At 40.0% G+C, this 15,629-nt stretch carries 13 protein-coding genes and 3 tRNA genes; 6 read left to right on the top strand and 10 right to left on the bottom strand.

The genetic code is table 11. From position 1 onward, the window contains the following. The first annotated feature begins 385 nt into the window (after nucleotides 1-385). From glnA to CRO21_RS14195, 4 genes are all read left to right on the top strand, one after another. Nucleotides 386-1,801, top strand: coding sequence for a type I glutamate--ammonia ligase (gene glnA / locus CRO21_RS14210; RefSeq protein ID WP_171294061.1), 1,416 nt, complete (start codon nucleotides 386-388; stop codon nucleotides 1,799-1,801). A 232-nt stretch (nucleotides 1,802-2,033) separates the two neighbouring features. Next, entirely contained in the window at nucleotides 2,034-2,522 is a 489-nt protein-coding gene (locus CRO21_RS14205) for a chorismate--pyruvate lyase family protein (protein WP_097079976.1), read from the top strand. A gap of 38 nt (nucleotides 2,523-2,560) precedes the next feature. After that, nucleotides 2,561-3,445: a 4-hydroxybenzoate octaprenyltransferase gene (gene ubiA, locus CRO21_RS14200; RefSeq protein WP_097079975.1), complete on the top strand. Its 885-nt coding sequence runs from the start codon at nucleotides 2,561-2,563 to the stop codon at nucleotides 3,443-3,445. 116 nt (nucleotides 3,446-3,561) lie between these two features. Next, the gene (locus CRO21_RS14195) at nucleotides 3,562-4,806 is read left to right on the top strand and encodes an alpha/beta hydrolase family protein (RefSeq protein ID WP_097079974.1); all 1,245 of its coding nucleotides are present in this window, start codon (nucleotides 3,562-3,564) and stop codon (nucleotides 4,804-4,806) included. Between the two features lie 68 nt (nucleotides 4,807-4,874). On the opposite strand, the gene CRO21_RS14190 is transcribed toward CRO21_RS14195, so the two are convergent. The 6 genes from CRO21_RS14190 to CRO21_RS14165 form a co-directional block, all read right to left on the bottom strand. Beyond that, nucleotides 4,875-5,315, bottom strand: coding sequence for a DUF2726 domain-containing protein (locus CRO21_RS14190; RefSeq protein ID WP_097079973.1), 441 nt, complete (start codon nucleotides 5,313-5,315; stop codon nucleotides 4,875-4,877). A gap of 69 nt (nucleotides 5,316-5,384) precedes the next feature. Next, nucleotides 5,385-5,460: transfer RNA gene (locus CRO21_RS14185), tRNA-Asn, on the bottom strand. Nucleotides 5,461-5,702: 242 nt separating this feature from the next. Continuing rightward, nucleotides 5,703-5,778 (bottom strand) — tRNA-Asn (locus CRO21_RS14180). A 347-nt stretch (nucleotides 5,779-6,125) separates the two neighbouring features. Then, nucleotides 6,126-6,201, bottom strand: a tRNA-Asn gene (locus CRO21_RS14175). A gap of 154 nt (nucleotides 6,202-6,355) precedes the next feature. Further along, nucleotides 6,356-6,613: a hypothetical protein gene (locus tag CRO21_RS14170; RefSeq protein ID WP_097079972.1), complete on the bottom strand. Its 258-nt coding sequence runs from the start codon at nucleotides 6,611-6,613 to the stop codon at nucleotides 6,356-6,358. A 213-nt stretch (nucleotides 6,614-6,826) separates the two neighbouring features. Beyond that, nucleotides 6,827-8,059: a pyridoxal phosphate-dependent aminotransferase gene (locus CRO21_RS14165; RefSeq protein ID WP_097079971.1), complete on the bottom strand. Its 1,233-nt coding sequence runs from the start codon at nucleotides 8,057-8,059 to the stop codon at nucleotides 6,827-6,829. A gap of 306 nt (nucleotides 8,060-8,365) precedes the next feature. Here CRO21_RS14165 and CRO21_RS14160 point away from each other — a divergent pair, with 306 nt between their 5' ends. Both CRO21_RS14160 and CRO21_RS14155 read left to right on the top strand, forming a co-directional pair. Further along, nucleotides 8,366-9,403 carry a patatin-like phospholipase family protein gene (locus tag CRO21_RS14160; protein WP_378234972.1) on the top strand — a complete coding sequence of 346 codons (1,038 nt, stop codon included), beginning with the start codon at nucleotides 8,366-8,368 and terminating at the stop codon, nucleotides 9,401-9,403. A 185-nt stretch (nucleotides 9,404-9,588) separates the two neighbouring features. Further along, on the top strand, nucleotides 9,589-11,205 hold the full coding sequence (locus CRO21_RS14155; RefSeq protein ID WP_097079970.1) for an inorganic phosphate transporter: 1,617 nt from the start codon (nucleotides 9,589-9,591) through the stop codon (nucleotides 11,203-11,205). 580 nt (nucleotides 11,206-11,785) lie between these two features. Here CRO21_RS14155 and cyoE read toward each other — a convergent pair. From cyoE to cyoB, 4 genes are read right to left on the bottom strand one after another with little or no spacing between them, the layout of a single operon-like run. Beyond that, a complete protein-coding gene (cyoE, locus tag CRO21_RS14150) occupies nucleotides 11,786-12,676 on the bottom strand; it encodes a heme o synthase (protein ID WP_097079969.1) in 891 nt (296 codons plus the stop codon). A gap of 9 nt (nucleotides 12,677-12,685) precedes the next feature. Further along, nucleotides 12,686-13,009, bottom strand: a complete 324-nt coding sequence (cyoD, locus tag CRO21_RS14145; RefSeq protein WP_097079968.1) for a cytochrome o ubiquinol oxidase subunit IV — start codon at nucleotides 13,007-13,009, stop codon at nucleotides 12,686-12,688. Further along, entirely contained in the window at nucleotides 13,006-13,629 is a 624-nt protein-coding gene (cyoC, locus tag CRO21_RS14140) for a cytochrome o ubiquinol oxidase subunit III (RefSeq protein WP_097079967.1), read from the bottom strand. The genes cyoD and cyoC overlap by 4 nt, the downstream gene beginning before the upstream one ends. Before the next feature lie 4 nt (nucleotides 13,630-13,633). Continuing rightward, on the bottom strand, nucleotides 13,634-15,628 hold the full coding sequence (cyoB, locus tag CRO21_RS14135) for a cytochrome o ubiquinol oxidase subunit I (protein ID WP_097079966.1): 1,995 nt from the start codon (nucleotides 15,626-15,628) through the stop codon (nucleotides 13,634-13,636). Nucleotide 15,629 lies beyond the last annotated feature (1 nt).

The following is a 15,629-nucleotide window of genomic DNA, read 5'->3' as shown; positions in this document are numbered from 1 at the left end:
TAAGGAAACAAATTAGCAAAACAAGCGGATAAATTGATGATTTGCGTCTTTCATGTCTTTATAAAAATATCTGAATTTTTTTACTCAACAAACAAAAAGGCAATTTTTGCCAAATTTTGGTGCATAAAATCTGACTGATACCTAATTTGCAACAAAAAAGTGCATAAATTTGCAATGATTTTTAATTTATTATCCTTGTGTTTATATATGGTGCATTTTATTGTGCGGACAGTATAATAGCAATCATTCAGTCTATCTAAGATATAATTTCTTATAAAGATTTCAATGTTTTAGATAAGTAACCAAAAGTTGGTATGGGTTTTGCTATATTACTAGCAACTGAAAAGCGCACTCACTAAGTGCATATAAATTACACTGGAGCATATTGCACATGTCAAATAAGGTTCTTAAATTAATCCAAGAAGGTGGAGCAAAGTGGGTAGATTTCCGTTTTACGGATACCAAAGGTAAAGAGCAGCATGTGACATATCCTGCCGATACCATCGACGAAGATACTTTTGAAGATGGTAAAATGTTTGATGGTTCATCTATCGCAGGCTGGAAAGGTATTGAAGCGTCTGACATGATTTTACGTCCAGATGCAGAAACTGCCTTTATCGATCCGTTCTTTGCTGAACCAACAGTTGTTGTGACTTGTGATGTAATCGAACCTTCAACTGGTCAAGGTTATGAACGTGATCCACGTTCTATTGCTCGTCGTGCAGAAGAGTATTTAAAATCTACAGGCATTGGTGATACTGCATTCTTTGGTCCAGAACCAGAATTCTTTGTATTTGATGATGTGAAATGGGACATTGACATGTCTGGGGCGCGTTTGACGATCAGTGCAGAAGAAGCTGCATGGTCAACTGGCAAAGAATATGATGCTGGTAACTCTGGTCACCGTCCACGTGTTAAAGGCGGTTACTTTCCAGTTCCTCCAGTTGATTCTGGTCAAGATATGCGTGCAGAAATGTGTAGCAAAATCGAAGAGATCATGGGTGAAGGCCGTGTAGAAGTACATCATCATGAAGTTGCATCTTGTCAGATGGAAATTGGTGTAAGCTTTAACACGCTGGTTCGTAAAGCAGATGAAGTACAACAGTTTAAATATGCTGTTCATAATGTTGCACATCAATTTGCAAAAACTGCGACTTTCATGCCAAAACCATTGGTAGGTGATAACGGTTCTGGTATGCACGTGCATATGTCAATCTCCAAAGACGGCAAAAACCTGTTTGCTGGTGATGAATATGCAGGTCTTTCTGAACTTGCACTTTACTTCATTGGTGGTGTGATCAAGCATGCGCGTGCGTTGAATGCGATTACTAACCCGTCAACCAACTCATATAAGCGTCTGGTTCCACACTTTGAAGCACCAATCATGCTGGCTTACTCAGCACGTAACCGTTCTGCTTCTATCCGTATTCCATACGTATCTAGCCCGAAAGGTAAACGTATCGAAGCACGTTTCCCTGATCCAGCATGTAACCCATACTTGGCATTTGCTGCCTTGTTGATGGCTGGTCTTGATGGTATTCAAAGCAAAATCCACCCAGGTGAAGCAGCAGACAAAAACTTATATGACTTGCCTCCTGAAGAAGAAGCGAAAATCCCAACCGTGGCACATAGCCTAGAAATGGCTTTGGAAGCTTTGGAAGCAGATCACGAGTTCCTGTTAAAAGGCGGCGTATTCACTAAAGAAATGTTAGATGCTTACATCGAATTAAAAACTGAAGATGTACGTCGTCTGAATACGACAACTCATCCAGTTGAGTTTGATATGTATTATAGTGTGTAAATGGAAGAAAATCTGTAAGGGAAGCTCGCATTCGTGCGGGCTTTTTTAATGTCTAAAATATCTTAATAATTTGATGGATTTATTCACCGTTTATCTTTATTCATTTTTAAAGTCAAAAGATTTTAAATATTGTTGAAGATAGCAAAGTTAACGAAATACATCACTTGAAAAATAATTCGAAGATGTGATTTTTCGGTTAAACTAAGACATATTTTTTCGGTAACAAGAAGATATGCACCATTTTCAGACCAGTCATGATTCTCATCAAAACCTGCCGACTGGATTAAGACAATGGTTATTGGCGGAAGGCTCTCTCACGCAGCAATTAACGCATCTAGCAGCAGGGCAATTCCGTGTTGAACCCATTAACGAACATTATCAAAAATTAAGCATCCATGATGCCCGCTGGTTGGGTATGCCGCATCAGCATCTTGCTTGGGTACGGGAAAGTTATTTATATGGTTCACAGACACAGCCATGGGTCAAAGCTAAAAGTATTTTCCCCATATTGAGTTTACAGGCAAAGGCGAGAATCTTTAAGCATATTGGACGGCAGCCGATTGGACATTTTCTGTTTCAGCGCACTACACCGAAATGTCAGCGTAGAGTGATTTATCTTGACGAAGGCTGGACCCGACAGAGCTGTTATACTTGGCATGGCTGTAAATTTATAGTACAAGAAACCTTTCTGGCACAGTTTGCCGCCTTTATTGAAAAATAGTTTTAAAAGCAGTTAATTAAACTCATTCGGACAACTCTATGACCACTCAAGTCGTAACCACTTGGCGCGAGCGTTTACAGGCCTATTATTATCTTTGTCGTTTTGATAAACCGATCGGAACCGAATTGGTTTTTTGGCCAACCATGTGGGCATTATGGATTGCCGCACGAGGTATGCCTGATCTTAAGGTTTTAGTCCTGATGATTTTAGGTGTAATTTTTATGCGGGCAGCAGGCTGTGCCATCAATGATTTTGCTGATCGTAAAGTTGATGGTCATGTGGCACGCACCAAACAGCGGCCACTTGCGGCGGGGATCATTCAACCGATTGAAGCAATCTGGGTTTTTCTGGTGTTGGTGGCTGCGAGTGCCTGTCTGCTATTTTTTCTGCCGATTGAAACCTTCTATTGGTCATTTGGCGCATTGGCATTGGCTTTTATATATCCCTTTATGAAGCGATATACCCATTTACCGCAGGTGTTTTTAGGTGCTGCATTTTCATGGTCAATTCCCATGGCATATGTTGCCGTTGGGCAAACCCCTGATTTAACCTGTTGGTTACTGTATTTTGGTAATTTGGCGTGGACAGTGGCCTATGATACGCAATATGCGATTACCGACCGTGAAGATGATTTAAAAATTGGTGTGAAATCTACCGCAATTTTATTTGGTCGTTATGATTTACATATTATTGCTGCATTACAAATTTCTAGCCTGATTCTGATTGGTTATGCAGGATGGCGTGAAGAATTATTTCCCTATGTATTGATCGCCTTAGGTGTGGTTGCACTGGATTTTATTTATCAGGCATGGCAAACCCGACATCGTGATCCACAGATTTGTTTCTGGGCATTTCGGCATAATCGTTGGGTGGGATTGGTGATCTGGCTTGGTATTGCCAGTGCATATTGGTCAATGGGCTAATGAATCTTGGCTTACTTTCCTGATATTAATTACAAAGTGCTCATTACAAAGCACTTTTTTTATGGCTTAATACAGATGCTTAACATGGAATAAATCGTGAGGTAAGGAGTACAGCGATGTTAAATAAGCATTTTAATGGAATAAAAGTTTTTGCTGTTGCGACGTTATTATCTACTGCCATAGGACTGGCAGGCTGTAATTCAGATGATGATGATGACCGCTATCAGGGTTATCAATATTATTCTTCCGAAGTTGCCTACCGTGCAGGGGCAATCCCCACAGAAGCAAGTCAAGTCGATGTTATGACCTATCGCATGCCATATGTGACAGGTAAAACTGAAAAAGCCACCGCCATGGTGATGTTTCCAAAAACTGAGCGACCTAAAGATGGCTGGCGAGTGGTGGTCTGGGCACATGGGACGACAGGTGTGGGCGATGCCTGTGCACCAAGCAAAAATCCAATTGGCGATAATTTTTCACTACTGGCCAATAGTCTATTAAAACTGGGCTATGTGATTGTGGCACCGGATTACGAAGGTTTAGGTGAAGCAGGTATTCATCCATATCTTAATCTTGAAAGTGAAGCGCAATCGGCAATTTATGCGGTTAAAGCAGTCAAAGAGAAATATAGTTCCCAATTAAAAGGTACATGGATGTCTATTGGTCAGTCACAAGGCGGACATGCATCACTGGGCATTGCTCAATTTGCCAATGATGATGCAGATTATCGTGGGGCTGTAGCAACTGCACCAGCCTCTAGTCTGGGCTATATTATCAGTCAGATTGCACCACAAGCAATTGCAGATTTGGAGACAGGTGGAAAACGAGAAGTAGCAATTGCAGTATATTCCGAACTGTTAGCTTATGCGGCGTATACCACAGTAGGGATCAAAGCCTATACACCAACTTTTGATTATCAGTCTCTATTTGAAAACCGTTCAGGATTGATTGCCGCTAATGCAGAAGGGACAACCGGTGATAATGGCTTATGTCTGGGCGATATGATGACAAAATATCAACAGGATATCCAGGCTTATCTGATTGAGAATCCGGGACAAAACGTGACGGATTATCCTGCATTAAAAGCAGATTTTCTTAGCAATGCCACAGTCGCAAAATTTTTACAGGACTCACAACCCGGAACCCAAAAGCTGAATAAGCCGGTATTTGTGGTACAGGGTAAACTGGATATGGCTGTCCCATATCAGGTAACTCAAGCTTTGGTGACTGGTTTAAATGCTTTAGGGACTTCGCCACAGGTGAAATTTGAATTGGTGGAAGATGCAGGCCATACTCAAGCCATTGTACAGCGTAATGACGAGATTGTAGAATTTATTCAGGAAATCTTGCCAAATTCATAGCGATATGGAAATACAGTGAAATAACCAGCCAGAAATCGAGAGATTTCTGGTTTTTTAATGGCTTGATTTTAACTCACCCATTTATAACTTTTCTTAGTTGTGACTGATTTGCGTAATTCCTGAACCGAGGGTATGGCACAGAATCTATAGACTGTATAGCCAGCTTCATTGAGCATTTTATCCCGAAACTGATCTTCTGCAACTTTATTTAAATGAGAGGGATCATCGAGTTCGATAATTGCAATGACATCACAATCCGAATTGATTAATACAAAATCGGTGACTTTACGATTAAAGCGACTACGAATCTTATAATGATCATTGGTGATTAACGCACTAAATGCCACCTGACATAACACATCATATTCCGGAAAAGCTCGTTTAAGCTGGGCAAACATTTTTTGTTCAAAGGCTGTCATTAATCTTCGGGCAAAGTATTGTTGTTTATATTTTAGTTTGTAGAAAAGAATAATGCCTAGTAAAAGTAGGCAGGGGAGTAGAAACCACATGATGCGCAAAATAAAATCACTTCTTAATAAAAAAAGCCCACTGATAAACAGTGAGCTTTTTTAGAATTTTGGCTCTCCCACCTGGGCTCGAACCAGGGACCTGCGGATTAACAGTCCGTCGCTCTACCGACTGAGCTATGGGAGAATGTGTGGGGAATTTTAGGGGTGAATCAGGAGAAGGTCAAGCATATTATGATGAAAATAGAATGAAAAAAGTTTGAATGGATTAAAAATAAACATTAGACAATTCAATCTATAACTTTTGAAATACTACCTTTTAGATCGATAAGATCAGTGTGCATAGAACACATAGATTGTCTTTGTTTATATGACAAAAGAATGAAGCATAAAAAAAGCCCACTGATAAACAGTGAGCTTTTAGAATTTTGGCTCTCCCACCTGGGCTCGAACCAGGGACCTGCGGATTAACAGTCCGTCGCTCTACCGACTGAGCTATGGGAGAATGTGTGAAGAATTATAGAGAAATTTTATGGGGGGTCAAGTCAAATCTCTTAAAAAAGAATTAATTGTATTTTTTATCATCACCTTAATATATCTTTAGTACAATACATTTAGGGTGTTTTGTCGTGATCAGTCAGTGTAGATAGACTTTATGGTAACGATGATGATCGATATTAGCGCAGGGGAGATAAAACGGAATGATATATTTATGTAGTCGAGCAATCACGTAAATTCTAAAGATAAGTCTTCGACTATAGATTGATCAACTTGAAATGTTTCTTTAATGGTACACAGGGAAATAAATGCGCATAAAAAAGCCCGCTGATGAAAAGCGGGCTTTTAGAATTTTGGCTCTCCCACCTGGGCTCGAACCAGGGACCTGCGGATTAACAGTCCGTCGCTCTACCGACTGAGCTATGGGAGAATGTGAAAGCGATTATAGAGAGATTTACGACAGGGTCAAGCATTTCACAGGATAAATATGAGATTTCTATCTAAGTGTTTTTTTAATGAGCATTAAAAAGTGGCTTTAATGCCACTTGGGACTGCAATGAAAAATGTGAAGGTCGAGGTTACGTTTAAACAGGACAAGGGATTTGTTCTGATTCGGCCAAATCGGCTTTTGCATTCATCAGGGCAGTGAGTTTAGTTCCAGAAATTTGCTGTTTATTTAGTACATCAATTGATTCAAGAATGCTGTTGATGTGATGGGTTTGTAATGGAATATTTTCCGATTGAAAAAAATGGGCAATCACCGCATGGTCGATGCCAGCTTCATGTAATAGCTTGATTTGTTTTAAATTGCCTAAACAGTGTAGATTTTGCTGAATATTCATGTCAAACTCCATTGCATGTTTATTGTTCAATTTATAATAAGCATTTATAGTGCCAGGCATGTTGTGATTAGATAAAAAAAGTTTATTGCTTTGTAACCAGACTCATACTAAAGAATAGGAAGGATAAATCTCAAAATGAGGGAGCATTAAAAAAACCCATGACACAGTGTTATGCATCATGGGCCTGATAAAAGTGTACGGTGCTATTATCGGTTACGCTTTTTTCTCTGCTTCGATTGAAGCAATTGCTTCATCTACACCATCAATAGAATCAGCTGCTTTTTTGATACGTGCAAGTGCATCCACCAGAACTTCATCGGCAGTCGCATAAGAGATACGTATAAAGCCACCTAGACCGAATGCATCACCCGGTACCACAGCTACGCCTGTTTCTTCTAATAACCACTCAGAAAACTCTGTACAAGACTTCAAACCTTTGGCACGAATCAGTGGACGAATATTGGCGTAAGCATAGAATGCACCATCAGCAGGCAGACAGGTGATACCTTTAATGTCATTTAAGCCTTTTACGACCAGATCATGACGACGTTTAAACGCTGCAATCATTGGTTGTAATACATCTTGTGGACCATTCAGGGCAGCTTCCGCAGCGACTTGCGAAATTGAAGTCGGATTAGACGTTGATTGTGACTGGATTTTTTTCATCGCACCGATCACTTTTGCAGGACCAGCAGCATAACCAATACGCCATCCGGTCATGGCATAGGCTTTGGATACACCGTTTAATACGAACGTACGGTCATATAAGTCTGGCGCAACTGTTACGATGTTATAGAACTCATCTTCCCAACGGATAGGTTCATACATGTCATCAGATGCAACAAAAACTTGCGGATGACGACGTAATACTTCTGCCAACGCTTCAAGTTCTGCTTTGCTATAGATCATGCCGGTAGGGTTGGACGGGCTATTTAATACCAGTAAACGGGTATTTGGGGTAATTGCCGCTTCCAGTTGTTCTGGGGTAATTTTAAAACGTTGTTCTTCACCACATTTTACAATTACAGGTGTACCTTCAGCGATGATCACCATATCTGGATAGCTTACCCAGTAAGGTGCAGGAATAATCACTTCGTCACCTTTGTTTAATAAAGCCAATGCTAAATTAAAGAAAGATTGTTTCCCACCACAAGACACCAGAATCTGATTGGCTTGGTAATCAAGATTATTATCACGTTTGAATTTTGCAATGATGGCTTTTTTTAGACTAGGCGTACCATCTACCGCAGTATATTTGGTAAAACCATCGTTAATGGCTTTAATTGCTGCATCTTTAATATGTTGAGGGGTATCAAAATCAGGTTCACCTGCGCCTAAACCAATGACGTTTTTACCCGCTGCTTTTAATTCCGCAGCTTTATTGGTCACTGCAAGCGTAGGGGATGGTTTGATGGCATTGACACGATCTGATAGACGTACGTCCACGGCAGCATTCCTTCTATGTAGGGATTAAAAATGTATTTTAGAAAAACGAACAATATCTTAGCGCAAAAAGATCTATTTAGTCGTGTATTTATTACGCAAACCAGCAAAAAGTTTTAAGGTCAGTAATGATAACTCATCTATCTGGCGAGAAAGTTGAATTAACTTGCAGTATTACAAGCCTCATATCATCTGATCCGTTGAATAACGAGGAAAGAGAAGATAAATAAACTACAAGATGATAAACATAATACTGCGCACTCGATACACAGTTTGCATTAAGATACATTCTCATGATGAGGAGTGGCTATGCGACATTATTCAAGTCTAAGTAAACTGTTTTTAATTCGCCGTGTATTGATGGCGAGCTTGAGTATTTTTGCCGTCGCATCTGTACAGGCTGCTTCCCATAGTAGCAATGATTCATTTATGCTTCATCAAGTTCAAACACTTAATAACAATATTAGTATTTCAGAGATTAAGCGCATTGAAATTCCTCGGCCTAAAATTGCACTGGTGTTAGGCAGTGGGGGAGCGAGGGGTTATGCCCATATCGGTGTGATTAAAGTGCTGGAAGAAAATGGTATCACTCCGGATTTTATTGTCGGGACCAGTGCGGGCAGTATTGTCGGGGCATTATATGCCAGTGGTAAAACTTCAAAACAGCTTGAGGAAATTGCCATGGCATTAAAAGTCTCAGATGTTCGGGATTTTACCTTCAGTAAGCAAGGTTTTTTTGATGGACAAAAAATTGAAGACTATATTAATAAACTGGTTGATGTACAGTCATTGGAAAATCTGAAAATACCGCTTTATGTGGTGGCAACTGAGCTTAAAACAGGCAAAGAAACAGTGTTTTATCAAGGAAATACTGGTAAAGCAGTCCGCGCTTCTACCAGTATTCCAAGCATGTTTGTACCCACAAAAATTGGTGATGAAGAATATGTCGATGGTGGACTGGTCAGTCCTGTCCCGGTTGAGGTGGCTAAGAAGTTAGGCGCAGATATTATTATTGCAGTTAATATTCTGGCCAAACCGGAATATACAGAAACCAGTAATATGTGGGGGTTATTTAATCAAAATATTAATGTAATGCAGAATCGATTGGCATATTATGCAGCTGAACAGGCCGATATTTTGATACAGCCTGATGTTCGGGAAAAACAACATGTTTTTTCGACCAAATCACGTAAAGAAACAATTATAGCCGGAGAGAAGTCTACTTTAGATCACATTGACCGTATCAAAAATTTGATTGAATATCGTAAAAATCATACAGTTGATGAAAATGTCGAACAGTTCACAGGAAAACAACAGCACCAGTTTCAATATATTTCATCAAACTGAAATATTAAAACGATAGCATCATAAATTATAAAAAAATTTTAAATATTAAAATTGTTTAATATCAATTATATAAGTATTTTTTATGGGTTTATTTTATCTAATTGGCGAAGTTTTGACGCTATTTGTCATATAAATGTCATAAAATAAGATAACACTACGCTTAATTTTACAATTGTTGCACTTTTATGACTGCACAAATGACACCTTCAAATCAAGAATCGACTCATCAGAAGTCTACCAATGTTCATGTAAAACCACCGAAGTTTTTCCTTCCGGTATTTCTTGCCATCATTTTTGGCACATTGATTTATATCGGGGTTCAGGTTTCAAATGATCTTTCCCATGTCCCGCCATTGCATCTCTATTCTGTGATTTTGCTGGGCGTTGCGCTTTTTATTGCCTTAGCCTTTGAGTTTGTTAACGGCTTCCATGACACAGCCAATGCAGTAGCAACGGTGATTTATACCAATGCATTGTCAGCACCAGTGGCGGTTATGTGGGCTGGCTTTTGTAATTTTCTTGGAGTGATGGTTGCCAGTGGTGCAGTTGCATACGGTATTATTGCATTACTCCCCGTTGAATTGATCATGAATGTCAGTAGTGGTGCCGGCTTTGCTATGGTATTTGCTTTACTGCTGGCAGCCATTATCTGGAATCTGGGAACATGGTTCTTTGGTATTCCGGCTTCTAGTTCACATACATTGATTGGTTCGATTGTGGGTGTGGGATTGATGAATCAGTTGATTCACTCTGGCACCGGCGGAACGAGTGGTGTTGATGTGGATCAAATTATTAAAGTGGGTAAGGCATTGCTGTTTTCTCCTCTGATTGGTTTTGCCTTTGCCGCATTGCTGTTTTTTCTGGTGAAGATTATATTTAAAAAACAAATGGATTTGTTTAAGCCCCCTGTTGGCAATACACCACCACCACCAGTTATTCGTGCAATTCTTATCTTTACCTGTACCGGTGTGAGTTTTGCGCATGGTTCCAATGATGGACAAAAGGGCATGGGATTAATCATGCTAATTCTGATTGGTCTGGTGCCATTGGCATATTCGCTCAACAAAAACTTGGACCAAGCACATATACAGTCATTTGAACAGTTATCCAATCAGGCAGCTGTCGCAATTTATCCTAATTATGAAAATATCAGCGATGAACAGGCACGAACAATCATTACATCGTATATCCAAACCAAAGAAAGTAATGCGCAAGTGGTACCTGCATTGGCAAGTTTGACCAATCATCTGGGTGAGCGTTTGGCAAAATATCCAGATCTGAATAATATTCCTGAACAAGAAGTCAGTGCTTTCCGTAATGATATGTATTTAAGTACCACTGCATTTAAACGTCTGGAAAAAGCAGAGCAATTCCCTGAAATGACAGCGGAAAATCAGGAAGTATTGAAATCTTATCGCAAGCACCTGGATAGCTTTTTACAGTATATTCCGACTTGGGTGAAGGTTGCAGTCGCATTGGCATTGGGTCTGGGTACAATGGTTGGCTGGAAGCGGATCGTGGTGACAGTTGGTGAGCGTATTGGTAAACATCATATGACTTATGGTCAAGGCATGTCTGCCGAGCTTGTGGCGATGAGTACCATTGCCGCTGCGGATGGTTTTGGTATGCCGGTATCCACTACACATGTATTAAATAGTGCGGTCGCAGGAACCATGGTAGCCAATAAATCCGGTTTACAAATGTCAACGGTGAAAACAATTTTATCGGCATGGGTTTTAACTTTACCAACTACGATTATTTTATCCGGTGGATTATATTGGTTATTTTTACAGTTTGTTTAATTGAAGTATTTTAGATAAGTCGTGTTTTAACTTATCTTTAGAATACACCACAAAATATGCAGATATAATCAAGAATATTATTGCTATTTTGTGGTTGCAATATCTGATCTCAAAGAACACTTATTAAGTTAAGTGTTCTTTTTTATTTGAGTGATGGCAGAAATTCTATAAAGCAAAAATGAATTTTTCATCTATCGTAATTCCTCGTAGTCTAAGCAAATTTACCCTTGTACCACTTGATTATTGAAAGTTATAGATTTTTTACGATAGGCTTAAAGTGCGCCTGTATTATATATACTAAATGGAACAAGCATGAGCAGGCATTAAGGGATTTAAATCCTGAAAATGCTTTTATAGGTTCTAATCACGGTTCAAATTTTGACGTTCAGGTTGAACACTGGTGGTAAGTTTCTTTGTTGATTCATCAAATTTTATCAGAGAGAAGATAATCTGAACATTATTTTTAATGCGATTCAATTTATTTTATTGGGTGGTAAGTCACTCTAACCCTGCTTTGACAGGGTAGGGAAGATTTCTTTCAAGCTTCAATGAGGCAAAGTGAAGTAAAAACAAGGATAACTTATAAAAATGGCAAATGAATGATCAGTGCTTGATTTGGTGCACCTGCCGTAAAATAAAAGCCTAAACTAATAATTGTGATCAGTTTGACTGAGAATAGGAAATATGTACGTGCCCAGACTTGGTCATTTTCTGCTTTAAAACCAATCAAACTTAAATAGATCCAGTATACACATAAGACATTCAGGATTGCGGCATACCAAATATTTGTATAGTCAAAATAATACAGCAGATTCATACATACCATAAATAAAATTACATAAATCGTCGATTCTATTTTGGTACGTTTGATAGAGCGTGCGACAGGTAAAATCGGAATATGCGCATTGTGATAATCATCAAAACGATAGATTGCAATACCCCATGAATGCGGCATTTGCCAAAATGCATAACCAATTAACAGAATCAGTGCAGCATAATCAAATTGATTCGCTACAGCGCAATAACCGATGACAGGAGGGCAAGCCCCAGAAATACTGCCTACAATGGTTTGATGAATGCTTGTGCGCTTTGTCCATAAACTATATAGCACCACATAAACAAAAAAACCCAGTGCAGCGAATAGAAAAGAGTAGATATTCACCATAAAAAACAAAATGGCAAAACCGGCAAGACCGAGTACGTTTGCAAATAGGAATGCAACCGGTACAGAAATGGTCTTTTTCACCAACGCCCGCGTACGCGTACGTTGCATTTTTTGGTCAATATCTTGGTCGATAATATTATTAAAGACGCAACCAGATGCCACCACAAGTGTAGTGCCAATGAGGGTAATGATAAGAAGGGGGAGATCAACTTGGCCTTGTGCGGCTAAGAAGAAGCCGCCCAAGGTGGTAACGAAGTTACCAAAGAGAATCCCTGGCTTAGTCAGGAATAGGTATTGCTTTAGCATGACAGTCGTTTAGAGCATCATGTTAGCGTGTAGATAATTCATGATCCAGATTGAACCGACAAAAAGAATCGCAATTGTAAGGACTGTATAAATAAATGCAATAGTATCCCAGCGTTGTTCTTCAGAACCATTTAAGTGTAAGAAGTAAATTAACTGTACTAGGATCTGGGCAATTGCAGTAATTGCAATTGTTGCCAACACAGCAGTTCCAGTCATACCTGACATCACCATCCCAAATGGGATGATGGTCAAGATAATAGACAGAATGAAACCAATCGTGTATTGCTTAGAGCTACCGTGCGCTGCACCAGGGTTATTTACATCGTGACTCATGCAAGAACTCCTTTTAAGTAAACTAAGCTAAATACACAAATCCAAACGATATCAAGGAAATGCCAGAACAGACTTAAACATGCCAAACGACGTGTATTTGGTAAGGTTAAGCCATTTTTCTTGATTTGGTACATCAATACCAGCATCCATACCAAGCCAGATGTCACGTGAATACCGTGTGTACCAACTAAAGTAAAGAAAGCAGATAAAAATGCGCTAGTGCTTGGACCATGACCAGCATGGACAAGGTGATGGAATTCATAGATTTCCATACCAATGAACGCTGCACCAAAAATAAAGGTAATGATGAGCCATTTCAGCACACCACTTACATCATTTTTATAGCGCGCAAGCACTGCAAAACCAAATGTTACAGATGAAATCAAAAGGGCCATTGTTTCAGTTAAAACAAAACCTAATGAATCACCGAACAATTCTTTTGCACTCGGTGTACCGGGTGGGATATGACCACTCAGTACAGCGAAGGCGATGAAGAGTGTACCAAAAAGTACAAGGTCACTCATCAAGTATGTCCAAAAACCAAAGACGGTAATAGGCGTATCATCATGGTGATGATGATCATCATGTCCGTGGTCGTCGTGATGAAGTACTTCAGCCATCGTCTTAGTCCTTCTTCAAATGTTTTTCGAGTAATGCAAAACGCTCATTCTCGATACGCTCTACTTCAGCAGCAGGTACATAGTAATCTACTTCTTTGGTAAATGAGCTACGAATGAATGCAATGATCGCAGCAACAAAGCTAACAACCACCAACCACCAGATATGCCAGATTAATGCAAAACCTAATACAGTCAGGATCATTGCGATCACAAAACCAGCATCACGGTTGGTTGGCATATGGATATCGGTATATTTTGCAGGACGTTTGTATGCAACACCATTTTCTTTGTCTGACCAGAAGCGATCAATACCTTCGCCTTCAAGCTCAGTTGCAAAGTTATAAAATGGCGCAGGAGATGAAGTAGACCATTCAAATGTACGGCCATCACCCCATGAATCACCTGTATAGTCAATGGTTTGTTTACGTTTCAAGAAACCAACACCAAAGGTGAGTAACAAGCACACAACACCGATTGCTACCAATACAGCACCAATCATTGCGATGTCCAGAAATGGTGTCCATTCCGGGTTGTCATAAGTATTCAAGCGACGTGTCATACCCATGAAACCAAGGACATACAGTGGCATGAATGCAAAATAGAAACCGAAGAACCAGAACCAGAACGCAACTTTGTTCCAAAACTCATCCAATTTCCAGCCAAACATTTTTGGCCAGTAGAAGGTAAGACCAGCAAAGAAACCAAATACCACACCACCAATAATCACGTTATGGAAGTGAGCGATCAGGAATAATGAGTTATGTACCAAGAAGTCAGCAGGTGGAACCGCCATCAATACACCAGTCAGACCACCGATACCGAAGGTAACCAAGAAGCCCATGGTCCAATACATCGGTGATGCAAAAGTAATCTGGCCACGATACATCGTGAATAACCAAGAGAACATTTTTACACCAGTTGGAATGGCGATAATCATGGTCATGATACCGAAGAATGCGTTGACATTCGCACCGGCACCCATGGTAAAGAAGTGGTGAACCCATACAACCAGCGATAGAATGGTAATTGCAATAGTTGCATAAACCATTGATTTATAACCAAACAAAGGTTTGCGACTAAACGTAGACACAATTTCAGAATATAAACCAAATGCAGGCAATACGAGGATATATACTTCTGGGTGACCCCATGTCCAAATCAGGTTCACATACAGCATTGGACTACCGCCAAGCTCATTGGTGAAGAAATGGAAACCAAAGTAACGATCAAGTGACAACATTGCAAGCGTTGCTGTGAGTACTGGGAATGTCGCAATAATCAATACAGACGCACATAAGGTGGTCCATGTCGATACCGGCATATCCATGAGCTTCATGCCAGGCGCACGCATTTTAATGATGGTCACAAAGAAGTTAACACCAGATAGCAATGAACCCAGACCAGAGAGCTGTAATGCCCAGATATAGTAATCTACACCCACGCCAGGACTATATTGAACACCTGACAGAGGAGGGTAGGCCAACCAACCTGTAGCAGCAAATTCACCCAGTACCAATGATGCCATGACTAAACCGGCACCACCTACAAAGAGCCAAAAACTCAAAGAGTTTAATAGTGGGAAAGCAACGTCACGTGCACCAATTTGTAATGGCACTGTAATGTTCCACATACCCACAACCAGACCCATGGCAACGAAGAAGATCATGATGACACCGTGTGCCGTAAAGATCTGATCGTAATGGTCTGGATGTAAATAGCCTTCGCCACCAGGGCCAGCAAGGAAAAGCTGTAAACGCATCATCAGGGCATCTGCAAAACCACGTACCAGCATGATGACCGATACAATGAAGTACATAATACCAATACGTTTATGGTCTACTGATGTAAACCATTCTTTCCACAGATAGCCCCAAAGCTTAAAGTAAGTCACCGCGCCAACAACCAGAATTGCGCCAAGGATCATAATGACCATGGTCACAAGTACAATCGGTTCTTGAGGAATTGCTTCGGGACCTAATTTACCGAATAAAAAAGACATA

Source organism: Acinetobacter puyangensis, assembly GCF_900096995.1.
Classification (GTDB): domain Bacteria; phylum Pseudomonadota; class Gammaproteobacteria; order Pseudomonadales; family Moraxellaceae; genus Acinetobacter; species Acinetobacter puyangensis.
The sequence above is the reverse complement of the archived record's forward strand: the minus strand, read 5'-3'. Positions and strand labels throughout refer to the sequence as shown.